Annotated in this window: 18 protein-coding genes, 1 tRNA gene and 1 pseudogene; 8 read left to right on the top strand and 12 right to left on the bottom strand. The window is 65.0% G+C overall.

Going from position 1 to position 22,630, the window contains the following annotated elements:
- Window positions 1-8: 8 nt before the first annotated feature.
- On the bottom strand, window positions 9-491 hold the full coding sequence (locus KDD17_RS09615) for a PaaI family thioesterase (RefSeq protein WP_212703472.1): 483 nt from the start codon (window positions 489-491) through the stop codon (window positions 9-11).
- Between the two features lie 59 nt (window positions 492-550).
- Window positions 551-1,417 carry a methylenetetrahydrofolate reductase gene (locus tag KDD17_RS09610; protein ID WP_212703471.1) on the bottom strand — a complete coding sequence of 289 codons (867 nt, stop codon included), beginning with the start codon at window positions 1,415-1,417 and terminating at the stop codon, window positions 551-553.
- Between the two features lie 96 nt (window positions 1,418-1,513).
- On the opposite strand from KDD17_RS09610, the gene KDD17_RS09605 reads away from it, so the two are divergent.
- Window positions 1,514-2,419, top strand: coding sequence for a LysR family transcriptional regulator (locus tag KDD17_RS09605; protein ID WP_212703470.1), 906 nt, complete (start codon window positions 1,514-1,516; stop codon window positions 2,417-2,419).
- Window positions 2,420-2,455: 36 nt separating this feature from the next.
- Here KDD17_RS09605 and KDD17_RS09600 read toward each other — a convergent pair whose 3' ends face one another.
- Window positions 2,456-3,496 carry an NADP-dependent oxidoreductase gene (locus KDD17_RS09600; protein WP_212703469.1) on the bottom strand — a complete coding sequence of 347 codons (1,041 nt, stop codon included), beginning with the start codon at window positions 3,494-3,496 and terminating at the stop codon, window positions 2,456-2,458.
- 145 nt (window positions 3,497-3,641) lie between these two features.
- Here KDD17_RS09600 and KDD17_RS09595 point away from each other — a divergent pair, with 145 nt between their 5' ends.
- On the top strand, window positions 3,642-4,436 hold the full coding sequence (locus tag KDD17_RS09595; RefSeq protein WP_212703468.1) for an inositol monophosphatase family protein: 795 nt from the start codon (window positions 3,642-3,644) through the stop codon (window positions 4,434-4,436).
- 12 nt (window positions 4,437-4,448) lie between these two features.
- Here the strand turns inward: KDD17_RS09595 and KDD17_RS09590 are convergent, their stop codons facing one another.
- The 3 genes from KDD17_RS09590 to putA form a co-directional block, all read right to left on the bottom strand.
- Window positions 4,449-4,811, bottom strand: coding sequence for a GFA family protein (locus KDD17_RS09590; protein WP_212703467.1), 363 nt, complete (start codon window positions 4,809-4,811; stop codon window positions 4,449-4,451).
- On the bottom strand, window positions 4,808-5,548 hold the full coding sequence (locus tag KDD17_RS09585) for a rhomboid family intramembrane serine protease (protein WP_212706197.1): 741 nt from the start codon (window positions 5,546-5,548) through the stop codon (window positions 4,808-4,810). The genes KDD17_RS09590 and KDD17_RS09585 overlap by 4 nt, the downstream gene beginning before the upstream one ends.
- 296 nt (window positions 5,549-5,844) lie before the next feature.
- The gene (gene putA, locus KDD17_RS09580; protein WP_212703466.1) at window positions 5,845-9,261 is read right to left on the bottom strand and encodes a bifunctional proline dehydrogenase/L-glutamate gamma-semialdehyde dehydrogenase PutA; all 3,417 of its coding nucleotides are present in this window, start codon (window positions 9,259-9,261) and stop codon (window positions 5,845-5,847) included.
- A gap of 110 nt (window positions 9,262-9,371) precedes the next feature.
- Here putA and KDD17_RS09575 point away from each other — a divergent pair, with 110 nt between their 5' ends.
- From KDD17_RS09575 to KDD17_RS09550, 6 genes and pseudogenes are all read left to right on the top strand, one after another.
- A complete protein-coding gene (locus tag KDD17_RS09575) occupies window positions 9,372-9,845 on the top strand; it encodes an Lrp/AsnC family transcriptional regulator (protein WP_212703465.1) in 474 nt (157 codons plus the stop codon).
- 36 nt (window positions 9,846-9,881) lie between these two features.
- On the top strand, window positions 9,882-10,433 hold the full coding sequence (locus KDD17_RS09570) for a tetratricopeptide repeat protein (RefSeq protein WP_212703464.1): 552 nt from the start codon (window positions 9,882-9,884) through the stop codon (window positions 10,431-10,433).
- A 38-nt stretch (window positions 10,434-10,471) separates the two neighbouring features.
- Window positions 10,472-10,558 (top strand) — tRNA-Leu (locus KDD17_RS09565).
- 870 nt (window positions 10,559-11,428) lie between these two features.
- Entirely contained in the window at window positions 11,429-12,508 is a 1,080-nt protein-coding gene (locus KDD17_RS09560; protein WP_212703463.1) for an efflux RND transporter periplasmic adaptor subunit, read from the top strand.
- Window positions 12,505-15,653, top strand: a pseudogene (locus KDD17_RS09555) (efflux RND transporter permease subunit). Before KDD17_RS09560 ends, KDD17_RS09555 begins: the two are co-directional and overlap by 4 nt.
- A gap of 38 nt (window positions 15,654-15,691) precedes the next feature.
- Window positions 15,692-17,074, top strand: a complete 1,383-nt coding sequence (locus KDD17_RS09550) for an efflux transporter outer membrane subunit (protein WP_212703462.1) — start codon at window positions 15,692-15,694, stop codon at window positions 17,072-17,074.
- Window positions 17,075-17,171: 97 nt separating this feature from the next.
- Here the strand turns inward: KDD17_RS09550 and KDD17_RS09545 are convergent, their stop codons facing one another.
- The 6 genes from KDD17_RS09545 to KDD17_RS18825 form a co-directional block, all read right to left on the bottom strand.
- Complete coding sequence (locus tag KDD17_RS09545; protein ID WP_212703461.1) at window positions 17,172-17,681, bottom strand: nuclear transport factor 2 family protein; 510 nt, start codon at window positions 17,679-17,681, stop codon at window positions 17,172-17,174.
- Between the two features lie 204 nt (window positions 17,682-17,885).
- Entirely contained in the window at window positions 17,886-19,526 is a 1,641-nt protein-coding gene (locus KDD17_RS09540) for a calcium-binding protein (protein WP_212703460.1), read from the bottom strand.
- Between the two features lie 309 nt (window positions 19,527-19,835).
- Window positions 19,836-20,735, bottom strand: a complete 900-nt coding sequence (locus KDD17_RS09535) for a DMT family transporter (protein ID WP_212703459.1) — start codon at window positions 20,733-20,735, stop codon at window positions 19,836-19,838.
- Between the two features lie 136 nt (window positions 20,736-20,871).
- Entirely contained in the window at window positions 20,872-21,327 is a 456-nt protein-coding gene (locus KDD17_RS09530) for a MarR family winged helix-turn-helix transcriptional regulator (protein WP_254796763.1), read from the bottom strand.
- The gene (locus KDD17_RS18830; RefSeq protein WP_254796762.1) at window positions 21,324-21,794 is read right to left on the bottom strand and encodes a hypothetical protein; all 471 of its coding nucleotides are present in this window, start codon (window positions 21,792-21,794) and stop codon (window positions 21,324-21,326) included. The genes KDD17_RS09530 and KDD17_RS18830 overlap by 4 nt, the downstream gene beginning before the upstream one ends.
- A gap of 121 nt (window positions 21,795-21,915) precedes the next feature.
- Window positions 21,916-22,458, bottom strand: coding sequence for a hypothetical protein (locus KDD17_RS18825; protein ID WP_254796761.1), 543 nt, complete (start codon window positions 22,456-22,458; stop codon window positions 21,916-21,918).
- Window positions 22,459-22,630: the final 172 nt, after the last annotated feature.

Below are 22,630 nucleotides of genomic sequence, written 5' to 3'. Positions count from 1 at the left end.
CCCGGTCGCTAACGCATCTTCATCACGATGCAAGTGGTGGAGCCTGTGGCGTAGAGCTTGTCGTCCTCGACGCCGCGAATCTCTCCGTGCGCGACGCCAGTGGAGCGGCCGACGTGGTCGATCTCTCCGATGCAGTCGATCTGGGTGCCCAGCGGGATGGGGCGCAGGATATTCACCTTGTATTCCAGTGTCGTATAGACCGACCCCTTGGGCACGCGGGTCATCACCGCGCAGGCCATCGCGGAATCCAGCAGCGTGCCGTACCAGCCGCCGTGCACCGTGCCCATGGGGTTGGTCACGTTGAATTCCGGCGCACCGCGAAACACGCATCGCCCCTCGGCCACGTCGTGCAGCGTGTAGCCCATCGTGGCGCCGATGGGGGGCCCGGGGTTCTTGCCGCTCAGGATCGCCTGCATGAACTCCAGCCCCGAGAGTGCAAGCGCCTCATCGGGGCTGAGCAGATCGTCGGGCGATGTGGCGATACGTGGCATGGGATCCTCCTGCGTGTGGTGCAGCAAGGATGCGGCGCGCGGCCCCTCGGGGCAAGCCGTTACGCCACGTTCGACAGCGCGCTCTGCGGCGTGATCCCCAGTGCGCGGCACACGTCGCGGGTCAGATCGGGACGGTTGAGCGTGTAGAAATGCAGCGAGTCCACGCCTTCGTCGACCAATGTGCTGCACAGTTCCGTGCACAGGGTCGTCGACAGCAGATCTTCGCGCCCGTCGCGGGCCGCCGCGCGGTAGGCTTCATCGAGCCATGCGGGTATCTTGGTGCCGCAGCGTTCGGCAAAACGGCGGGCGGAGGCCCAATTCGTGATCGGCAGGATGCCCGGCACGATGGGCGCGTCGATGCCCGCCGCCGCACAAAGATCGCGGAACCGCAGGAAGCTTTCGGGTTCGAAAAAGAACTGCGTGATCGCCTCGCAGGCGCCCGCGTCGAACTTGCGTTTGAGGTATTGCACGTTGGCGTGTTGGCTCGCCGCGTCGGGATGGCTGTCGGGGTAGGCGCCCACGCGGATGTTGAACCCGCCCGCAAGGCTCAGCGCCTCGATCAGCGCGACCGAGCTGTCAAATCCTTCGGGATGGGGGGTGAAGCGGGTGTCGCCCGCCGGTGGGTCGCCGCGCAGGGCCACGATGTCGCGCACGCCCGCCGCGCGGAAGGCTTCGGCCTGCGCCATGGTTTCGGCCACGGAGGCATCCACGCAAGTCAGATGCGCGGACACCGGCAGGCCGGAGGTGCGGTGCAGTACCGCCGCTGCGTCCTGGCTCAGATCGCGGGTCGTGCCGCCAGCGCCGTAGGTGACGGAGAAAAAGCGCGGTGCCAGCGGGGCCAGCGCCTGCGCCGTGTCCCACAGACGGAACGCGGCATCGACGGTCTTGGGCGGGAAGACTTCGAAGGAAACGGCGGGAGTGGGCATTTTGGAAACCTCTGGATTGATTTCCCCTCTTGTCTCACGTCGCGCGAGATGAGACAAATTCATAACTTTCATCTTTAACATGAGGCGCGCGCCATAATGCATATCGAGTTTCGCCATCTGCGCACCATTCAGGCCATTCATCAGGCGGGCGGGCTGGCGCGCGCGGCGGAGATGATGAACATCACCCAATCCGCGCTAAGCCATCAGGTGAAGGGTTTGGAGGATCAGGCGGGGGTCGAGCTGTTCGTGCGCCGCTCAAAGCCGTTGAAGCTGTCGCCCGCGGGCCAGCGCCTGCTGAAGCTTGCGCAGCAGGTGTTGCCGCAGGTCGCCGCCTTGCAGGATGAATTCGCGGGCCTGCGCGACGGCAGCACCGGGCGGATGCATATCGCCATCGAATGCCACGCCTGTTTTGAGTGGCTCTTTCCCGTGCTCGAACAATTCCGCCGCAGCTTTGGCGAGGTGGATGTGGACATCCGCCCCGGCCTTGCGTTCGACGCGCTCCCGGCGCTCCTGCGCGAGGAGGTGGATCTGGTGATCTCTTCGGATCCTGAGGAGATCGCGGGCGTCGAGTTTATCGAACTTTTTGACTACAAGGCCGTTTTTGTCGCGGCCAGCACGCATCCGCTGGCGGACAAGCCGCATGTCGAGGCGGAGGATTTTCGCGGCGAGACGTTGATCACCTACCCGGTGGAACGCGCGCGTCTGGACGTGTTCAGCCAGCTGCTGATCCCGGCCAAGGTAGAGCCTGCGGCGATCCGGCAGGTAGAGTTGACGGCGGTGATCCTGCTGTTGGTGGCGTCAAACAGGGGCGTGTCGGTGCTGCCCGATTGGGTGGTGCGGGAGGTGAAGTATTCCTCAGACTACGTCACGCGACCGCTGACGGCGCAGGGTATCACGCGCGGGCTGTACGCAGCGATCCGGGTGCAGGACCGTGAAAAACCCTTTATGCAAGAATTGCTTGCACTGGCCGGGCAGGAGGCGCGCAAACTGCAATCGGTGTGAGCGCGGCGCGCCCTGAAAGGAGCGCCGCGCGTGCGGTCAGATCAGTTTGACCATCGCCTTGCCGGTGTTGCCGCCGTTCAGCAGGTCGATAAAGGCCTGCGGCGCGTTTTCGAGGCCCTCGGTGATGTCTTCCTGCACCTTGATGTCGCCGCTTTGGATCATCGGGGCGACGGCCTTGTGGAAATCGGGCATCCGGTCCCAGTGGTTCGAGATGATAAAGCCGTTCACGCTGAGGAAGTTCACGAGGATCGTGCGCCACAGCTTTGGCCCGGTCAGCCCCCCTTCGGACGCGTCGGCGCCCAGGCCCCCGGCGTTGTACCACGCGATCATGCCGCACACGGGGATGCGGCCAAACTGGTTCATCATCGGGAGGACGGCCTCCAGCACCTTGCCGCCGACGTTCTCGAAATAGATGTCGATACCCTTGGGGCAGACTTCCTTGAGCGCGGCGCGCAGGGCCGAGGCATCGTCGTAGGCGCGGTGATCAAGGCAGGCGTCAAAGCCGAAGTGATCGGTCGCGAGCTTGCATTTCTCGGCGCCGCCCGCGATGCCCACGACGCGCAGGCCCATTGATTTGGCGACCTGTCCGACCATCGACCCCACCGGACCGGTGGCGGCGGCGACCACAAGCGTCTCGCCTTCCTTGGGGCGGCCGTATTCCGTGAGGCCGAACCAGCCGGTGAGGCCGGGCATGCCCAGCACACCCAGCGCATAGGTGATGGGCGCGGTCTTGGGATCAATCTTGGCCAGTCCCTTGGCGGGCACGACCGCGTGGGTGGCCCAGCCGAGCCCGCCCATGACGAATTCGCCCACGGCATAGCCGTCGGCGTTCGATGCGATGATCTCGCCCACGCCACCGCCTTCCATGGTGCCGCCCACGGGCACGGGGGCCGCGTAGGATTTGGCATCGTCCATGCGCCCGCGCATGTAGGGGTCGAGCGACATGTAGTGCACGCGCACCAGCACTTCGCCCGCGCCGGGGGTCGGCACGGCGGCTTCTTCAAGCCGGAAGTTATCGGGGGTCGGCGCGCCGTCGGGGCGGCTGGCAAGGACGATCTTTTGCATCTGGTCGGTCATGGGGATCTCCGTTGTTTAAGCTGCGGAACAGCGTACCGCAATGCGCGACCGTCGCAAGGCGCACGCTGCGTCACGGGTCCGCCCCTTGGCAATCGCGCGGGGCGGGCGTATGAGGGCAAAAGTCCCTAGCAGAAAGGCCACAGCGATGAACGGCAGTGCAAACCTCAACGTCATGCAGAAAGCCGCGCGCAAGGCCGGCCGGTCGTTGGTCAAGGATTTCCGCGAGGTTGAAAGCCTGCAGGCGTCGGTGCGCGGTGCCGAGGAATTTGTGCGCAAGGCCGATGCGGCGTCCGAGAAGATCCTGCGCGAAGAGCTGCGCGCCGCCCGCGGCACCTACGGCTGGCTGACCAAAGGGGCCACCACCGAAGAGGGCGAAGACCCCACGCGCCGCTGGATCGTCGATCCGCTGGATGGTTCGACCAATTTCCAGCACGGGCTGGCGCATTGGGGCATCTCCATCGCGCTGGAGCACAAGGGCCAGATCGTGGCCGGTGTCGTCTATGACGCCGCCAAGGACGAGATGTTCTTTGCCGAAAAAGGCGCGGGCGCGTGGATGAACGACACACGTTTGCGCGTCTCGGGCCGCGCGCGCATGATTGAGAGCATGTTTGCCACCGGCATCCCCTACGCGGGCCGCGCCGATCTGCCGATGGTGTTGCAGGATATCGCGCGACTGGCGCCGACCTGTGCGGGCATCCGGCGCTTTGGCTGCGCGGCGCTTGACCTCGCCTACGTGGCCGCCGGCCGCTACGAGGGGTTCTGGGAGCGGCGTCTGAACGCCTGGGACATGGCGGCAGGCATGATCCTCGTGCGCGAGGCGGGAGGGTTTGTCGAGCCGATCAAGACGGATGGTAACATCCTTGAGGACGGTGAGATATTGGCCTGCAACGAGGCGATCTCGCGCAGTTTTGCCAAGGCGGTGCGCGGGAAATCCGCCTGAGGGGCTGAGCGTCTAGTCGTCGGACGGGTGGTTGATGCCGTCCGTCCAGGGGAAGGGCTCGCGCGTCCAGGGGTCTGACCCTTCGATGCAGGCGAGGTTGACGCCACATTCTGCGGGGTCCGACCGGCGCTGGTGATAGAGGTAGATCCCGCAGATTTTGCAGAAATGATGTTTGGCCGTGTGGCTGCCCCAGCTGTAGCGCGTGAGCGTATCGGCGCCTTTGGTCACGCGCAGGCTGGCGGTGGAGGCGGTAACGGCCGCAGCCTGTCGGCGGCGGCAGAACGAACAGGTGCAGCGCGCGGCATCGGCAAACCCGTTTGGCAGCGTTGCCTCAATCGCGCAGGCGCCGCAGTGGCAGGTGGCGGTGATCTTCATTTGCGTTTGACCTTGGGCAGAGAGCTGGGCAGGGCATAGGTCGCCTCCGGGTGCGGGGGATGGCCGTCGTTGACGCGCCAAAAGCGTGGCCCCCCGCGCGCCAGCCAAAGCGGCACGCAGAGCATCAGCCCCGCGATGAAGCCGCCCGCATGCGCCCAATAGGCGACACCTCCCGTGCCCTGAACGGACGACAGACCGCCCACGAATTGCATCCCGAACCACAGCGCCAGCATGATCCACGCAGGGATCGGGAAGATGCGGAAAAACACGATGAAAATGATGAGGATATCGACCTTGGCCTTGGGAAAGAGCAGCAGATACGCCCCCATCACCCCCGCGATGGCACCTGAGGCCCCGACGGTCGGCACGTAAGAGGCCGGATCGGAGACCACATGCACCAGACCTGCGGCGATGCCTGCAACGGTGTAGAAGCCCGCAAAGCGCAGATGCCCCATCTCATCCTCGACATTGTCGCCAAAGATCCACAAAAACAGCATGTTGCCCGCCAGATGCAGCCAGCCCCCGTGCAGGAACATCGAGGTGAAGAGACCGCCAAGCCCGTCCCCCTCCATCACCCGGCGGGGCAGCAGTGCCCAGTCATAATAGAACTGCGCCAGCGCCCGCTCGTTGTCGGAAATCGGCAGTGAGATCAGGAAGATCCCGATATTGAGCGCCAGCAGCGCGTAGGTGACATAGGGCACCCGGCCCGAGGGGTTGTGATCGCGGATGGGAAACATCCGGTGAAGGTGTGGCAAGCCATGCACGCGGTCAAGGGCCGTGACCGCGCGGACACCCGCCCCAAGGGCGGGTGACATGATTTTTGGCGCCTGGGGCGGGCGTGCTCGCAGGGCTTTGGTGCCGGTTTTGGGGGAGAGGGGTGGGAAATTGCTGAGACGGTGTTCAGGGCGCGATGCGTCCTGAACGACCTTGTGCGAGGGTTGTGCCACCGGGGCACGTGTCAAGGACAGGCCGGGCGGGGCCCGGTCGGCTACGCCGATCCTTGACACGCGCCCCGGCGGCGGGGCGTACGCCTTTAGGCGTTGGCGCCCAGCAGGGCCGCGTTCCCGCCCGACGCGGTGGTATCGACGCAGACATGACGCTCTGCGCGCACGCGGGCGATGTCGGGCAGGCCCCGGATCAGCGGGAGGATCGGACCTTTGCGCGCGCTCAGCGCTGTGTCGATCTCGCGCGCGGTGTCCGCGTCGCCCCACCACAGCACGCCGCCGTAGTCCGGACCGTGGGTGAGCGCCGAAGGGTCGAACGCCGCCGTGAGACGGACCGCGACGCCGCCCAAGGCTTCGACCGCGCGCGCCTGCCGGTCGGCGGTGTCCTGACCCGGTCCTGCGCAGAGCAGGGCAGGCCGGGGCAGGGTTGACAGGCGGTTGCTCTCCCCCGTGGGGCCGGGCAGGGACAGGGTTTCCAGCGTGCTGTGGTCGGTTTTTGGCAGGGCAGGCAGCGGTTCCGGTGCGCCGGTCCAGCCTTCAGCGGCGTCCTGCATATCGGGGGCGGCAAAGCGGGTGAGGTAGTTTGGCCCGCCGGCCTTTGGCCCGGTGCCCGACAGCCCTTCGCCGCCGAAGGGCTGGCTGCCCACGATGGCGCCGATCTGGTTGCGGTTGATATAGACGTTGCCCGCCGCGATCCGTTCCGACACATGCTGCACCCGGTCGTCGATGCGGGTGTGCAGCCCGAATGTCAGCCCGTAGCCCGTCGCGTTGATGTCGTCGATCACCCGATCGAGCTGGTGCGATTTGAACGTGGCCATATGCAGGACGGGGCCAAAGACCTCCCGCTCCAGATCGCCGATGCCTTTGACCCGGATGATGGTGGGCGCGATGAAGGTGCCGGTGTCGGGCGTGGGCAGTTCGGCCACGAGGCGGCCCTCCTGCCGTGCGGCGTCGATATGCGCGGCGATGCCCCTGCGCGCGGTCTCGTCGATGACGGGGCCGATGTCGGTACTCAGATGCCACGGATCGCCGAGCGTGAGGCACTTCATGGCGCCGATCAGCATGCGTTCGAACGCAGGCGCGATGTCCTCCTGCACGTAGAGGCAGCGCAGGGCTGAGCACCGCTGGCCCGCCGATTGGAAGGCGGATTCGACGATGGCCTGCACCGCCTGTTCGGGCAGCGCGGTGCTGTCGACGATCATGGCGTTGAGGCCACCGGTTTCGGCAATCAGCGGCGTGCCGGGGGTGCAGTGTTCGGCCATGGTGGCGCGGATGCGCTGGGCCGTGGCGGTGGAGCCGGTGAAGGCCACGCCGCCGATGCGCGCGTCGGAGGTGAGTGCGGCACCGATGTCGCCGCCGCCGGGCAGCAGTTGCAGCGCGGTTGCGGGCACGCCGGCATCAAGCAGGATCTGGATCGCGAAATGCGCGATCAGCGGTGTCTGCTCTGCCGGTTTGGCAAGTACGGCGTTGCCGGTGGCCAGTGCGGCGCTGATCTGCCCGAGGAAGATCGCAAAGGGGAAGTTCCACGGCGAAATGCAGGTATAGATCCCCGCCGCCGGGGCGCCCGTTGCCTGATGGGCGTAGTAGCGCAGGAAATCCACGCCTTCGCGCAGCTCGGCCACGCAGTCGGGCAGGCCCTTGCCCGCCTCGCGGGTGAGCAGGGCAAAGATCTCGCCAAAGCGTTCTTCGTAGAGGTCAGCGGCGCGGTTGAGCACCTGCGCGCGGGTGGCAAGCGGCGCGTCCCACGGGGTGGCGGCGGCGAGCGCCGTGGCCGCATCGGCGGCGGTGGCGTTCTGCACCGTGCCGGGGGAGGTGAGGCCCGCGGGGGAGCCGACGGCCACGGCGTCGCTTTTGGCAACCTCACCTGCGATCAACGGCACCGCGTGCCATGTGGCATCGGCAAAGGGCGCGCGGGCGGCGTCGATCTGCGCAAGTGTGGGGGCGTGGTGCAGGTCGAAGCCGCGCGAATTGGGGCGCGCGGGGCGGAAGAGGTCGGGGCCGCGCGGGATCGTCGGCACGGCGTCTTCCAGCCGCGCGAAAGGATCGGCGGCGACTTCTTCGGGGGCCACGTCTTCATCCACGATCTGATTGACAAAGCTTGAGTTCGCGCCGTTCTCCAGCAGGCGCCGCACGAGGTAGGCGAGCAGATCCCGGTGCGCGCCCACGGGGGCGTAGATGCGGCAGCGGATGCCCGGCTGCTTCATCACGATGTTGTACAGCGTCTCGCCCATGCCGTGCAGGCGCTGGAATTCGAACGCCTCACGGTCCGCGCCCATGTGCAGCACCGCAGCGACGGTATGGGCGTTGTGGGTGGCGAACTGCGGATAGATCCGGTTGGTATAGCCCAGAAGCTTGCGCGCGCAGGCGATGTAGCTCACGTCAGTGGCGGATTTGCGGGTAAAGACCGGGAAGCCGTCGACGCCCTCGACCTGCGCGCGCTTGATCTCGGTGTCCCAATAGGCGCCTTTCACCAGCCGCACCATGATCCGGCGGTCGTGGCGTTCGGCCATGTCGTAAAGCGTGTCGATGGCGGCGGGCGCGCGGGGCCCGTAGGCCTGCACCACCACGCCAAAACCGTCCCAACCCGCCAGCGCGGGCTCGCCCATCACCGCGTCGATGACGTCGAGCGAGAGGCCAAGGCGGTCGGCTTCTTCGGCGTCGACGTTCAGGCCCATGCCGGCGGATTTGGCCAGCAGGCACAATGCGCGCAGGCGCGGTACCAGATCGCGCATCACGGCGGCCTCTTGGGCCACCTCATAGCGCGGGTGCAGCGCCGAGAGCTTGACCGAGATGCCGGGATTGCGGCGGATATCGTCGTGGGTGCAGCCCTTGGCGATGGAGCTGATCGCGTCGGAATAGCTGATGTGATAGCGCCGCGCGTCGGCTTCGGTGCGCGCGGCCTCGCCCAGCATGTCGTAGCTGTAGGTATAGCCCTTGGCCTCCATCCCCGCCGCGCGTTTCATCGCGGCGTCGATATCCTCGCCCAGGACAAACTGGCGGCCCATCTCGCGCATGGCGCGGCTGACGGCGGTCCGGATCACCGGCTCGCCCAGACGTTTGACGGCGGCGCGCAGGTGGCGCACCGGGCCGGGCTGGTCATCGTCCAACACGCGGCCCGTCAGCATCAACGCCCAAGTGGACGCGTTCACAAGGCTTGACGTCGAGTGTCCCAGATGGCGGCCCCAATCCGACGGCGCGATCTTGTCCTCGATCAGCGCGTCCATCGTGTCGGCATCGGGCACGCGCAGCAGCGCCTCGGCCAGACACATCAGGGCGACGCCCTCGTCGGTGGAGAGCCCGTATTCGGCCAGAAACACCTCCATCAGACCGGGAGCGGAAGCCCCGCGGATGTCGCGCACCAGACCGGCACCGGCCGCGGAAATGGCCGCGCGGTCCTGCGCGCTGAGGTCGGCCAAGTCGATCAACGCGGCGAGCGCCGTGTCGGGATCGGTGTAGGTGCCTGCATCAATGCGGGCACGCAGGGAAATCTGGGTGTCACGGGCCATGGGAACCTCCTGAGATCAATTTTTCCTATTCTACCGCGAAATCGTCGGGCATATTCACTTTACTTGGCCTCGATGGCAGCCAAGTTGATTTATTTTCAGGGGGTAGACCGATGCAAATGACTTCCGGGCTGGATCAGTTCGACCGGGCGATTCTGCAAAATCTGGCCGAGGATGGGCGCATCAGCATCACCGAACTGGCAAAGCGCATCGGCCTGTCGAAATCACCCACGCAGGCGCGGCTGCGCAAGCTTGAGGAGCAGGGGGTGATCCTGGGCTACCGCGCGATGCTCAATCCGATCCGGTTGGGTCTGGATCACGTCGCCTTTGTCGAGGTGCGGCTGACCGACACGCGCGAGGCGGCGCTGAGCGCGTTCAACGCCGCCGTGCTGCGCGTCCCGCAGATCGAGCAGGCGCATATGATCGCGGGCAACTTTGACTACCTGCTCAAGGTGCGCTGCCGCGACATGGCCGACTATCGCGGCTTTCTGGGGGATACGATCTCGAACCTGCCGCATGTGGCCTCCACCTCGACCTATGTGGCGATGGAAGCGGTCAAGGAGGCGATGCTGGCGGAGGGCGTCTGACTTGACGTAAGGCGCGGGCGTGCCATTTTTGTAAGCATGCGCCTGATCCTGACCCTTGCCCTGATAAGCGGCCCCGCCTTCGGCCAATGCCCCGCCAGCCCCGATATCGAGGCCGAGTTGGGCGCGCTGATCGACCAGGCCACCGCCGCCACCAACCAGACGCAGGGCCGCGAGGCGGGGGAGGCGATGTGGAAAGTCTGGCTGCGCGCCCCCGACGAGACCGCGCAGGAAGTGCTGGACCGCGGGATGCGCAAGCGCGACAGCTTCAATCTGGTAGGCGCCCGCGATGATTTCACGCGGCTGACCGAATACTGCCCCGACTACGCCGAGGGCTGGAACCAGCGCGCTTTTGCCAGCTATCTGATGCAGGACTACCCGGCGGCGCTGGTGGATCTGGACCGCGCGCTGGTGCTGCAACCGCGCCACGTGGCCGCGCAATCGGGCCGCGCGCTGACATTGATGCAGATGGGGCGGCTGGCCGAGGCCCGCGCGCAGATGCTCGAAGCGGTCGCCAACAACCCGTGGCTGAGCGAAGCGGCCCTGCTGGCGCCGGGCCAACCGCTGGGGCCCAAGGGCGAAGACATCTGATATTTACACCCGGCCCGCGCGGGGTATGGTGCGCCCATGCCTGCGTGGTGGAATGGTAGACACAGGAGACTTAAAATCTCTAGGCCGAACAGGCCGTGCCGGTTCGAGTCCGGCCGCAGGTACCATGGGGGTAAATGCCCGCCTTTGGGGCGACGCGTTCGTCGGTCTTAATCTTGCGAAAGGGCAGGCATCGAACCAACCCAGAGCTTATTCGAAACGTCAGACGGTGTTGTGCAGATGCTCTCGGTGGAACATCTCTGCGTGCAAGACACATGCGAACGCGTGATCTCATACCGACGAGAAGTGTCTCTGCCGCGATTCAGCAAGGGGCGCGTGTGCCTCTCACCCCATCAGGATCTCAACCTGTCGTAATTTCGTGAGAGTCCTTTCTGGCTGCGGTCGCTTGCGTGCCGAAAGCTTCCGCCTTTTCCTGCACGAAGCGGCGGATCACTGCACAGGGGCAGGATCAGGATATCCAGAGCGCCTTTGCGTCGAGAAATGATGCGCGGCCAAATCCAAACGACAGGAACATGCAAGAACACAGCCGTCCTGTTCTACGCACTCCCCGAAAGGGGTCATACCGTCTGGGAGCAGTTCGCCTTCCGAAGGAGCCCGATTGCGCGAGATCGCATTTTGCCCCGTCCGACCAAGCCTATCCAAATCTGCGACCGACGACGCCGACCCTTTGCATCGACGTCGGTGGTCTGCGGTTCGATCCCGGCGCAGGAAACAAGAGACACCGCAACCGGGACCGTAGGGCAGGAGAGGCGGGGAGGATGCAAGATGCGCTTGGACCCTTTTGAATATCGGTTTTTTTCTGCGGGCAGGGGCATCGGGACCTGCAACGTTCTGCGCAGCGGTGGCGCAACAGCTCCTTCATGGCCGCGATAGATCAAGTTTCCCCAGAAAGGGAAGAAGCCAGAATGCCAAGATCCCTCCGGCCCTCGTTGACTTGTGTTGCGCTTTCCGTCGGCCTTCTGGTTTCCGCACCTTGCGTGCACGCCCAGCAGCAGGCCGTGCCGGTTGAGGCAGCAAATCCGGTGCAACAGCGGATCACCGACTACGACATCTACACCGGCCGGGTCGAAGCCGCGCAGGAGGTTGACATCCGCGCACGGGTGTCGGGTTTTCTGCGTGAGATCCGGTTTGAGGACGGCGCATTGGTTACGGCGGGCGATATTCTGTTTGTGCTCGACAAGCGGCGCGCGCAGGCTTCGGTCGGGATTGCCACGGCGGCGCTGGCGCTGGCCGAGGCCAACCGTGATCTGGCCGCAGCGGAATTGGCCCGCGCCGAAGAACTGGCATCACGTCAGGCGATTTCCCGACAGGATCGCGACCAGCGCGCGGCGGATCTTGCGGCGGCTGAGGCCACCGTCGAGGGCGCGACAGCCGACCTTGAACTCGCCCGCATTGATCTGACCGATACGGAAGTGACGGCCCCTTTCGACGGGCGCGTCTCGTCCAGCCAGGTGGATATCGGTGCGCTGGTGGATGGGGGCAGCGGGCAGGGCACGTTGCTGACCGATCTCGTGTCCGTCGACCCGGTCGAGATCGTTTTTGACGCCGCCGAAAGCGATTACCTGTCCTACGTGCGGCTTGATCTGGCCGGGCGGGCCGGGTCGTCGCGCGCGGCCCCCGCCGTGGTGGACGTGATGCTCCCCGATGAAGACACCTGGCAGCACAAGGGTCAGATTGATTTTATCGATAACCGGATTGACGCGGCCTCCGGCACCATTCGTGTCAGGGCGAAGGTGCCCAACGCGAACGGACTTTTTGCGCCGGGGCTGTTTGCGCAAGCGCGCGTCCCCCGCTCTGAGCCCTATGCCGCGCTGCTGGTGCCCGATACCGCCGTCCTGACCGATCAGGCGGGCCGCATCGTCTACGTGGTCACGGATGACGGCACGGCGCAGGCGCGTGCGGTGACAACCGGCGTGCTGATCGATGGGCTCAGAGTGATCCGCAGCGGGCTGGACCCGGAGGACCGTGTCATTCAAAGCAACCTTGTCGCGATAAGAAGCGGCGTACCGGTCGAGGTAATGGCCCCGCCGAACGATGATGCGGAGCCCGCTGAATGAGCCCGTTCCGGATGTTCGTGGACCGGCCCATTCTGGCGACGGTCCTGTCATTCGTTGTGTTGATCGTCGGCACGGTCAGCTATTTTAGCCTGCCCGTGTCCGAGTATCCCGAGATCGCCCCCCCACCATCAGCGTCACGGCCAGCTATCCCGGTGCCTCTGCCGAGACAGTGGCGGAGACGGTCGCGGCCCCCATCGAGCAGGAGATCAACGGCGTCGAGGGCATGATCTATATGCTGTCGCAGTCCACGGGGGACGGCTCTGTCTCGATCACCGTGACGTTCGAGCCGGGCACCGATCTGGATGCCGCCAATGTGCTGGTGCAGAACCGCGTCGCCCGGGCCGAGCCGCGCCTGCCGGAGCCAGTGCGCAGGTTGGGGGTGTCGACGGCGAAATCCTCGCCCTCGATCCTGATGATCGTCAGTATTCTGTCCCAGGACGGCAGCCGTGATCAGTTGTATCTGTCCAACTACGCCCGCACGCAGATCGTCGACCGGATCGCGCGCATCGACGGCGTGGGCGAGGCGCGGCTGTTCGCGGAGCGCGCCTATTCCATGCGGGTCTGGTTCAACCCGGACCGGATGGCCGCGCGGGGTCTGACCCCCGACGATGTGATCGGGTCACTGTCCGTCAACAACACGCAGGTGGCCTCCGGTACGTTGAACGCCTTGCCCGCCACCGATCAGGAGGCCTATCAGTTCGGGGTCGAGACCACGGGCAGGCTGACCGCGCCCGAAAGCTTTGGCGACATCGTGATCAGCCGCACCGATGACGGCAGGCTCACGCGCGTGCGCGACGTCGCGCGGGTACAGCTGGGGGCGGAGAACTACGGCATCTTCGGCTATCAGGGGCTTGATACCTCGATCCCGCTGGCGGTGTTTCAACGCCCCGGCACCAACGCGCTGGAAATCTCCGACGCGATCAAGGCCGAGATGGCCACGCTGTCGCAGACGTTTCCCGAAGGCGTCGACTACAACATCGTCTACAACCCGACGGAGTTCATTTCGACCTCCATCGACAAGGTCTACACCACGCTGCTTGAGGCGGTCGGGCTGGTGATCCTGGTCGTCTTTGTCTTTCTGCACGCCCCGCGCATCGCGATCATCCCGGTGCTTGCAATCCCGGTCTCGCTGATCGGGACCTTTGCGGTGATGTCGGTCTTTGGCTTTTCGATCAACACGCTCACCCTGTTCAGCCTCGTGCTGGTCATCGGCATCGTGGTGGATGACGCGATTATTGTTGTCGAGAATGCGCAGCGTCTGGTGGACGAAGGCAACTCCCCCAAGGAAGCCGCACGTCTGACCATGGATGAGGTCGGGGGTGCTGTCATCGCGACCGGGCTGGTGCTGGCGGCGGTCTTCGTCCCCGCCGCCTTTGTCGAAGGGGTGACCGGCGCATTCTACCGGCAGTTCGCGATCACGATTGCCACCGCCACCATGATCTCGGTCTTTGTGTCGCTGACGCTGTCGCCCGCGCTGGTCGGCATTCTGATGAAGCCCAAGCAGGACAATGCGGAGAAAAAAGGTCTGCTGGCCCGCGCCAGCGCAGCGTTTGACCGGGGGTTTGACCGGCTGTCGCAGGGCTATGCGGCCTTCGTGCGTTTCACGATCCGGCTGACGCCGGTGGTCATGTTGATCTACGGCGGCATGATTGGACTGGCGGGATATACGCTGAGCACTATGCCCGCCGGGTTCATTCCCGATCAGGACAAGGGCTATTTCATCGCAGCACTGCAACTGCCGCCCGGGTCGTCGCTGACCCGCACGCGGGCCGCGATGGAGACGGTGACCGAACGTATTCTCGAACATCCCGCCGTGTTGAACACCAGCGGGTTTGCGGGGTTTGACGGGTCCACGTTCACCACGTCGTCCAACGGCGGCGCGATCTTTGCCACGCTCATACCCTTTGAAGAACGCCTGCCGGACGGCAACGACGTGGCCAGTGTGATCGGGGATCTGCAAGGGGCGCTGAACGGTATTTCCGAGGCGGGCGTGTTTGTCCTGCAACCGCCGCCCGTCGAGGGGTTGGGGAATTCGGGCGGCTGGAAGCTCTATGTGCAGGCGCGCGAGGGGCAATCGCTGAAAGACACCGAGGCGCAGACCCAAGCGCTGGCCGCCGCGCTCAATCAGGAGCCGGTCGTGCAGGGTGCATTTACGCTGTTCAACACCAGCACGCCCAAGATCTTTGGCGAGATCGACCGCGCCAAGGCAGAGATCCTGGGTCTGGACGCAACGGCGGTGAACCAGACGCTGGAGAGTTATCTCGGATCGGCCTACGTCAACGACTTCACCTTTCTGGGGCGGAGTTTTCGGGTCACGGCGCAGGCCGACGCGGAATTTCGCGACGAGATCGGCGATGTGCAAAGCTACCGCGCGCGGTCTTCCGCCGGGGCCATGGTGCCGCTGGGGACCATCGCGGACTTCAGCTTTACCACCGGGGCGGACCGCGCGCCGCGCTACAACCTTTACAACGCGGTCGAACTTCAGGGCGGTGCGGCCCCCGGCGTGTCGTCGGGCGATCTGCTGGCCACGATTGAGCGGGTCGCGGACGAGGTGCTGGCCGACGGCTACGCGATTGAATGGACGGACCTCAGCTTTCAGCAAAAGCAGGCGGGCAACACGGCGATCTATGTCTTTGGTCTGGGGGTGCTGTTTGTCTTCCTCGTTCTTGCCGCGCTTTACGAAAGCTGGCTTTTGCCGCTGGCGATCATCCTGATTGTGCCGATGTGCCTGCTGGCGGCCCTTGTCGGGATCAATTTGCGGGAGATGGACAACAACATCCTGACCCAGATCGGGCTGATCGTTCTGGTGGGGCTTGCGTGCAAGAACGCGATCCTGATCGTCGAGTTTGCCAAACAGGCGGAAGAGGACGGGCTGGACCGGATCGAGGCCGCCGTGACCGCCGCGCGGCTCAGATTGCGGCCCATTCTGATGACCTCGCTTGCCTTCATCTTCGGGGTGATCCCGCTGGTCATTGCCTCGGGCGCGGGGGCCGAACTGCGGCAGATCCTGGGGACCACGGTTTTTGCGGGCATGATCGGGGTCACGGTTTTTGGTCTGCTGTTCACGCCGGTCTTTTACGTCGTCTGCCGCGCCCTCGGGGGCTGGCTGTCCGGTGAACACAAGACAAGGGAGCGCGCGGCGTGAAGTGCATCAGACTAAACAGAACTCTGCCCATAGGCGCAATGCTCTCCCTGCTGGGGGCCTGTGCCGCGGTTGGCCCCGACTATCAGGCACCGACCGCCGATGTCGCGGCGACCGCGCTGCCGTCTGCCAGCGGCGTCGCCTTGCGCGCGGATGCAACGGCGCAATTCTGGTGGCGCGAGGTCAAGGATACCCGCCTCACCCAACTGGTCGAGAGCGCGCTGGCGGCCAACTACGATATCGCCATCGCCGCCGCCAATCTGGAAGCCGCGCGCGCGCAACTGCGCGAGACTTCGCTCAACAGATTGCCCGACATCACCGGCAGTGCCTCGACCGAGCGGTCGCGCGAGGCGCGGGTGCCCGGCGTGCCGCGCGAGACGCAATCGCCCAGCACGGTGTCCGCGAACCTGAGCTGGGAGCTGGACCTGTTTGGGCGTCTGCGTCGCCAGACCGAAGCGCGGCGCGCCAATGCCGACGCCGCCGCCGCCCTTCTGGCCGACGCGCAGCGTCTGATTGCGGCGGATGTGGCGTTGGCCTACGCGGACCTGCGCGAGGCACAGGTGCGGCGCGCCGTAGCGCAGCGCAACCGGCAAAACCAGCGGCGCACCGTCGAGATCACCCAGACGCAGTTTGATGCCGGATCGACCGACCGACTGAACCTGCTGCGCGCGCAAAGCCAGCTGCAGACCACCGAGGCCAGCCTGCCCACCTACGCGGCCTCGGAACGCGGCGCGCTGAACCGGCTGACCACATTGACCGCGCGCGCGCCCGGCGCGCTGGACGCGACGCTGAAATCGGGCACCGGCTTTCCCTCGTTGCCTGGTGTGATCACCGCCGGAAATGTCCCCGCGCTGCTGCGGGCGCGTCCCGATATTCGCGCCGCCGAACGCGATCTTGCCCGCGCCACGGCTGAGATCGGCGTGTCCACCGCCGATCTTTTCCCGACATTGTCCGTCACCGGGCGGCTTGGCAGGTCCGGCGCGGATCCGGCGGGTCTGGGCCGTTCGGGGTCGTCTTTCTTCGGGGTCGGCCCGTCGGTGACGGTGGCGCTGTTCGACCGCAACGAAATTCACGCACGCATCGCCCAATCCCGCGCGGCGGCCGATGGGGCGCTCGCCACCTACCAAAGCCGCGTGGTCGAAGCGCTGTCAGAGGCGGACACGGCCTTGTCCGACTACGCCCAGCAGGGACGGCGCACGGTTTTGCTGGGCCGGGCCGTCGCCTCCGCACGCGAGGCAAGCGCGCTGGCCCGTGTGCAGTTCGAGGTTGGCACAGAACCGCTCCAGACCCTGCTGGACACGGAGAATACGCAATTGGTGGCGGAGGACGCACAGGCCGCGGCACAGGCGGAAAGGCTGCGCGCCTTGATCCGCGTCTACCGCGCCTTTGCAATCGGACCGGTGGCGACGGCACCGGCGGGGTAGAGTTTCGGGTCGCATCGGTGCGGTCCGCACTCTTAGCCGGACAGAAAGTGGCCTGCCCCGCGCGCTCTGTGACGAAGTGGCCGGGGCGGCCTCAGGATCACTGATTGCCCATCAGCGCGTTCATCGCGCGTTCGGTCGCCGGGTCCAGCGTTGATTCGTGGCGCTGGATCTTCCAGCCCGCATCGGTTCGCACCAGCGTATCCACGTTCAAAGCCGAGCCTACATAGGTCAGATCCGTCTCGCGCTCAAAGACGATCAGGTAGGTGGAGACGACCGCCGTGTCGCCTTCGCCGTTCACCACGTAGTTGCCAGAGACGTGACGCTTGTTCGTGATGAACGGGCGCGATGCCTCCATCGCGGCGATGATGGCCTCGCGCCCTTCGGTACTGCCAAAGCCCGAGGTGAACACGGCGTCTTCGGTGTAGAAGGACGCGTAAAGCTCGTAGTCGCCGGTATCCAGCGCCTGATTGGCGCGGGCAATCACCTGCCGGACGGCCAGATCGTCCTCTGCGGGGAGGGCGTTTGTCGCGGTCAGCTGGCTTTTGTCCTGCGCGGCAACGGGTGCCGTCAGAAGGGCTGCGAGGGCGGAGACGAGAAGTAGTTTCATCGGATGTTCCTTTTGCGACGCGCGCTTTGCGAGAAGCGGCGCGGGATAACAGGGGCTTGGGCGCAATCGCCCGCGACACGAAAGCTAGCTGCGCCAAAGGCCTGTTCTTGAACAATCCGGTCGCGTATTTGGCGAATCCCGCCCGATTTGCGGACCAGGGTCAGCCGCGGGCGGGATTGCCAAATGAAGGGAATTATCTGCGCGTCAGAAGACGAAGTCTGACGCGTCCAACTCGACCGTCTGCAATACCTCGATTTCGGTGTCGCCGTAGGCCACCAGCACCGCATCCCCGCGCTGCGCAATCTGCAAATCGGCAAAGGTGGCGTCCGTAATCAGGATCACATCCGTGCCGGAGGCGAAATCACGGATCTCGGTCCTGCCGTCCTGCGCGGTGAAGGCAAAGGTATCGCTGCCCGCTTCGCCCCAGACCACATCCTGACCGGCCCCCGCCCAGATCACGTCGTCGCCGTCGCCGCCGCGGATCCAGTCGTCCCCCGCGCCGCCCATCAGGCTGTCGTTGCCCCACTGGCCCCAGAGGTTGTCGTCGCCGTTCTGCCCGTCCAGCCGGTCGTTCTGACCGCCGCCATACAGGAAATCTCCGTGGGCACCGCCCAGCAGCAGGTCCTCTCCGGCGCCGCCCTGCATCGTGTCGTTGCCGGTGCCGCCGAACATCGTGTCGGCCCCGCCGCCGCTGGCCATGTCATCATTGCCGGCCAGACCGGTGATCACGTCCGCCTCGTTACTGGCGGTCAGGGTGTCGGCCCCCTGCGTTCCGGTGACCTGCAGACCGTCGATGACGGGCGCATCGGGCGCTGGCGCGGGCGTGTCCTCGGGCACCGATGGTGCGGCGTCAGCGGCTGCGAGGGCGTTTTCAACGGCCTGCGTCCAGGCAGCGTCCAGCCCGCCGGGTGAAAACCAGTCCTCGTCCCCGGGGTTGGAAAAGATGAACACCGCCTCTTCGCTGTGGGCAAAGGCATTGATGAGCGTCTCTTCAAGGATCTCCGGCGACATGGTGAAGCCGACGGGAAACTCGTCGGTCAGCAGCATGTGGCTTTGCACCACCAGATCGTCCCAGTTCTCGCGCACCTGCGCATCGACCGACCAGTCGAACAGATCGGCAATGCCGCTGCTGCGGTAGGTCTGGGACAGGGCAAAGTCCGCGGCACTGCGCAGCGCGTACAATTCGCCCATGTCGATCAGCGTCTGGTCCGGTCCCAGCCCTTCGGCCATGCCGGTGAACAGCGCGCCGCGCAATTCGTGAAAACCGGGGCCGCCGCCCTGACCGATGATCGCGTCGGGCTGCCCTTCGTCGAAGACCGACATGTAAGGCCCGTGCATGACGCCGACCTCGGCCTCGGGGAAGACCTCGTTGATCGCCTCCATGATCTGCCGTCCGCGCAGGGCGGTCTGGTTCTGGTAGGCCAGTTGATTTGAGGGATCGGCGTTTTCATAGTGCTCGGGAAAGTTTTGCCACTGGCCGTTGTATTCTTCGTTGTCGAAGATCAGCCCCTTGTACCCGGCCTCGCGGGCGGCCAGTGCGACCGTGCGGAAGTTGTCGACGACCTGCCCCCAGGCGGCATCGTCAAAGACATCGCCCGGATCGTCGGTCTGGGTCAGGAAGTAGTTGTGATAGTCGGCATTGAATTCCTCAAAGCCGTCCATCTGATTGCGGGTGTCCTCAAGGCCGATAACCACACCCGGCTTCATCAGGTTCCAGCTTGAGGCGCCGTTCATCACCATGCCGTCCATCCCGACGGTGCGGGCGAAATCGAGGTTGTTTTTCAAGGTCCAGACGTTGGAGGATTCGCTGGCCGAGTGGATGATCAGATTGGGTCGTTGAGACATTTTCATTCCTGTCGCTTTGGTTTCGGGGTCGCACCACGGCGAGGACATCCATGGGTTGGAGGCCGTACGCGGTGCTGCCATACCGACCCTTGTCGTAGGGCGAACGACGCACAATCCGGGCGGTCAGGAGGGCCGGATTCCGGCAAAGAGACGCGGGAAAGGGCGCGTGTGGCACGCAGGAACCTGCCGCAGAAAAATAAGGCAGGGACGCAAGTTAACCGGCAATTTCCCGCCCCGCGTTGGGCGCAAAATCGCGCGCCGGTCCGATGCGGTGTCGGGGTTCTTGGTCTGACAGAAGGACGCGACCTGCTAGGTGCGTGTGTCCGCGCGTGTGGCGCGCAGTCCGCCCCAGGTAACGAGGGCGATGCCCGCGAAAATCAGCGGAACGGCATAGATCAGACCGGCCGGGGGCGCTTCGCCCAGTGCGAAGATGGCAACGGGGACCCCGGTGATCGCACCCACGGCTCCCAGCAGGCTCAGAAGGACAGGCCCGCCGACCTTTTGCAGCGCAAACAGCAGCAGGAATTGCCCCGCGAAGAGGCCAATCTGCACAATGATCAGAAGATAGGGCAAACCGCCCTGCGGCACGGACAGGGTAAAGCCGGGCAGAAAGCCAGCCAGCAGAAGCATCACGGCGGCTGCGGCAAGCATGCCGGGGGCCAGCGCATCGCCCGTTTCCCCCTCCGGCCAGCGCAGGGTGCGGTAGAGGTTGCCGATGGCCAGCAATACCGGACCGCACAGCGTCAGGATAATCCAGAACACTGACGCGTCCGGCACTGACAGCTGATAGGCGGCCAGCACGACCGCACCGGCCAGGGCCAGTGCAACGCCGCTGGCACGCAGGACGTCAAACCGCTCCATCCCGAGCGCAAGCGCACCCAGATACGTCAGCAGTGGTGGAAAGGAGATGGCGAGCGCCACGAAACTCGCACCGACGCGGGGCACGGCGGAAAAGAAGATCAGGTTGGTGGCCGCCGTCGTGACGAAAGCGGCGATGACAAAATACTCAAGCGTGCGTGCGTTGATCGCGGGCAGGTTGCCACGGGCGAAAGCCACAACGCCCAGCACGATCGCGGCACCGGTGATGGACCAGGCCACGAAAGCCAGCGGCGCGATACCCTGTTCGCCCGCGATCTTGGCCATGTTTGTGGTCGCGCCAAGCATGGCTCCGGTGACGAGAAGGAGAAAAAGAGGAAGAAGACGTTGCATGGGTCCTTGGTTCTTTCGTTTTGGCGCGGACCCGTGTTGCTCTTGGATCGGCGCATAGCGGCGGACCAAAGACGACATAGGTCAATTGTCACGCGGGACATGAGTTTCAATCACGTGCGGCCCGCGCACCAATGGATCAGCGATTTTCATCCAGGTGTTTGCGCATCTTGACCAGATCGGCGTGCGTGCGCCGCATGATTGCGATCTGCTCCGCGCCGATCACATCCCCGAACAATTCGCTCACCTTGCCAATGGCGCTGTCGCGAAACGCACGGCCCTCGGGCGTCAGAAAGACCCGCTTGCCGCGGCCGTCCTGCGGGTCGGGCCGCACCTCGATATAGCCTCGGCTTTGCAGAACCTTGAGGGAGTGGGTCATCGTGTTCTTGGTCACCTGCATGGCCGAGGCGATGCGCGCGGGCGGTTTGTCGTCGCCCAGACGCGCCAGATGATTGAGGATCGAGAAATGCGAGGGGTGGACACCGTCCGGCAGGCTTTTTGCAAACATGGCCGTCACCAGTTGGGTGATGATGCCAAGCTCGTTGAAGTAGCCAAAGACGTCGCCTGCACTGACGGTGTCCTGTTCGTCATTCACGTAGTTGCAACTTTCGCCTCCGCAGGCCAGCGCGGGCTGACCGGTACATCCGGGCCATACCCGATCCGGGCCAACATTTGAACCGTCCCGCCGTCCGGCGCAAGCCGCTGGTGCGTTTGTTGCAAAAGGGCTGCCATTTCGGGGTATTCCTGCAAGGGCTGGCTGAGCGGGTGAAAGGCGATGCCTTCGGCCGTGCAGGCCAGATTGACGCGCAGCCAATCGGCGCCTGCGGCGATCTGGTCGCGGCGGGTGTTGCCTTGCGTGACCATCCACAGGTGGCCCATCGCGGTCTGCGCGTTCTCCACCACGGCATCAACACCGCCGGAGTAGACGATTGTCGTCGGGTCCAGAATGGTCTTGCGCGTCATGATGCGCGCCTTGTTCAGACCGTCGAAGAAGGCGCCACCAAGGTCGATCCCGTCGGGGTTGGCGTTGATCTCGGCCTTACCGATGCGCATGAGGTCCACGCTTTCCTTGTAGGTGCGGGGGTCTCAATCTCGACCATCAGCGCTTTGGTTGTCTGCGCGCGCCAGTAGGCGATGTCATCCGGTGCGATACTGCCGCCCAGCGTTGTCTGGCGCGCGGCGCTCAGGATGCGGTCCAAGGCGTCGGCAGGCACGGGCGGGTGATGTCAAAGGGTTCCTTGTTGGAGCGGCGGGTAAGGATATGCGCCGCCAGAGGGTCGGCCACCGCATCGGCGCTGCGGAACGTCACATGAGCGACGGGGCGCTGGTCCAGCCCCTCCATTGCCTCGCCCTCGGGGAAGAGCGTGACGTCGGTGTCAAACCCGTCCGCCCTGGCGGCCATCCGCAGCAGTTCGAGAAAGCAGCCAAGCCCGATGGTCAGCTGCCGGTCGAAGGGATCGGTGTGGGGCAGTTGTTTGTCGGTATCAAAGAACAGGGTCAGACCGTCGTCGCCGTCCAGCCGCACGATCCACGGCTGCCGGTTGTGGGGGTTGGGGGCCAGAATGGCGTGCGACAGGGCGTTCATGCGCGCATCGGCGTAGCTGCCGGCCATGTCCCAGGGCGCCAGGGCCGCCTCGGGTGTGCGTGTGGCGGCGAAAAGGGCCGTGCTGCCCGCTGCCAGAACAATGCCACCCCCGGTAATTTTCAGAAAGTTTCTGCGGTTCATGTCGATTCTCCTTTTGTTCTATGTCGTACTATAAAGTACGATATCGAACTAATGGAAGGGCTCTTTTCCGGCTTGCTCCGGGTTTGGCAACTGCTGCGCACCAAAATTCGAAAGTTTATCCAGACAATACAGCTGTTTCCGTGGCGTGACGGGACGGCGAAAAATTCGCGGT

Origin of the sequence: Sulfitobacter albidus (assembly GCF_018200035.1) — a bacterium.
GTDB lineage: Bacteria > Pseudomonadota > Alphaproteobacteria > Rhodobacterales > Rhodobacteraceae > Sulfitobacter > Sulfitobacter albidus.
This window is presented reverse-complemented; position numbering and strand designations above follow the sequence as displayed.

What these genes read in the sequence shown, in the direction of transcription:
- KDD17_RS09615 (WP_212703472.1), bottom strand. Translation starts at nt 491, where the DNA reads ATGCCACGTATCGCCACATCGCCCGACGATCTGCTCAGCCCCGATGAG.
- KDD17_RS09610 (WP_212703471.1), bottom strand. Translation starts at nt 1,417, where the DNA reads ATGCCCACTCCCGCCGTTTCCTTCGAAGTCTTCCCGCCCAAGACCGTC.
- KDD17_RS09605 (WP_212703470.1), top strand. Translation starts at nt 1,514, where the DNA reads ATGCATATCGAGTTTCGCCATCTGCGCACCATTCAGGCCATTCATCAG.
- KDD17_RS09600 (WP_212703469.1), bottom strand. Translation starts at nt 3,496, where the DNA reads ATGACCGACCAGATGCAAAAGATCGTCCTTGCCAGCCGCCCCGACGGC.
- KDD17_RS09595 (WP_212703468.1), top strand. Translation starts at nt 3,642, where the DNA reads ATGAACGGCAGTGCAAACCTCAACGTCATGCAGAAAGCCGCGCGCAAG.
- KDD17_RS09590 (WP_212703467.1), bottom strand. Translation starts at nt 4,811, where the DNA reads ATGAAGATCACCGCCACCTGCCACTGCGGCGCCTGCGCGATTGAGGCA.
- KDD17_RS09585 (WP_212706197.1), bottom strand. Translation starts at nt 5,548, where the DNA reads ATGTTTCCCATCCGCGATCACAACCCCTCGGGCCGGGTGCCCTATGTC.
- putA (WP_212703466.1), bottom strand. Translation starts at nt 9,261, where the DNA reads ATGGCCCGTGACACCCAGATTTCCCTGCGTGCCCGCATTGATGCAGGC.
- KDD17_RS09575 (WP_212703465.1), top strand. Translation starts at nt 9,372, where the DNA reads ATGCAAATGACTTCCGGGCTGGATCAGTTCGACCGGGCGATTCTGCAA.
- KDD17_RS09570 (WP_212703464.1), top strand. Translation starts at nt 9,882, where the DNA reads ATGCGCCTGATCCTGACCCTTGCCCTGATAAGCGGCCCCGCCTTCGGC.
- KDD17_RS09550 (WP_212703462.1), top strand. Translation starts at nt 15,692, where the DNA reads ATGCTCTCCCTGCTGGGGGCCTGTGCCGCGGTTGGCCCCGACTATCAG.
- KDD17_RS09545 (WP_212703461.1), bottom strand. Translation starts at nt 17,681, where the DNA reads ATGAAACTACTTCTCGTCTCCGCCCTCGCAGCCCTTCTGACGGCACCC.
- KDD17_RS09540 (WP_212703460.1), bottom strand. Translation starts at nt 19,526, where the DNA reads ATGTCTCAACGACCCAATCTGATCATCCACTCGGCCAGCGAATCCTCC.
- KDD17_RS09535 (WP_212703459.1), bottom strand. Translation starts at nt 20,735, where the DNA reads ATGCAACGTCTTCTTCCTCTTTTTCTCCTTCTCGTCACCGGAGCCATG.
- KDD17_RS18825 (WP_254796761.1), bottom strand. Translation starts at nt 22,458, where the DNA reads ATGAACCGCAGAAACTTTCTGAAAATTACCGGGGGTGGCATTGTTCTG.